This window comes from Petrocella sp. FN5 (assembly GCF_029210395.1).
Lineage (GTDB): Bacteria > Bacillota > Clostridia > Lachnospirales > Vallitaleaceae > Petrocella.
The window spans coordinates 1-627 of record NZ_JARGDP010000217.1 but is presented as its reverse complement, the minus strand read 5'-3'; the positions used below and the strand labels follow the sequence as shown (position 1 = coordinate 627).

Sequence of the window (627 nt, the reverse complement as noted above, 5' to 3'; positions counted from 1 at the left end):
TATTAATTCTACAACATTTATATAACCTATCCGATGAAAAAGTTATTCAGGAATAAAAAGTATTATAAGACCAAAAGAGAAGAAGATTATCGAGAAGGCTGCAGGTACAGCTTCTTAAAAGAAGATTGTGAAAAATGTAATTTCAGAGAAGAATGTGCTGGGAAAAAAGCAAAGAAGAAAGTACTGTCTGTCGGCCTTAATACCGGTGAATTTTATAGTATGTCACAAGAACAAAAAGACGATATCTTTTAAAAAAAGTATCATAAAAGAGCCAGTATAGAAAGTAAGAATGCTGAGCAGAAGCGATTCCACGACTTAGATCGAGCCAAAGGATATGGCTTAAGAAGTGTATCAACACAAGCTAAGCTGACTGCCCTAGCGGTAAATCTAAAGACAATATTAAGGATAGTGGTAAAGAAAACCACCGATTTTAAGAAAAAAATCGGTGGTTATTGTTTAAAAAATATTCTACTATTTATTTTATAAAAACAGAGCTATTTGAGCTTGGGAAAAGGGGACTTTTTCAGTGGTCTCGAACCGTCCCTGATCTTACTGGTCTAATAAAAAATCTACAATGTTTTTATGAATGATACCGTTTCTTGAGCGGTCAACTTTATCCATAGATAA

1 protein-coding gene and 1 pseudogene are annotated in these 627 nt (G+C 33.5%); both read left to right on the top strand.

Annotation, left to right across the window (positions count from 1 at the left end):
- Window positions 1-33 precede the first annotated feature (33 nt).
- A complete protein-coding gene (locus tag P0N36_RS15580; RefSeq protein ID WP_275843813.1) occupies window positions 34-252 on the top strand; it encodes a hypothetical protein in 219 nt (72 codons plus the stop codon).
- A gap of 12 nt (window positions 253-264) precedes the next feature.
- Window positions 265-486: pseudogene (locus P0N36_RS15780) on the top strand (hypothetical protein); the annotation flags it as partial.
- Window positions 487-627: the final 141 nt, after the last annotated feature.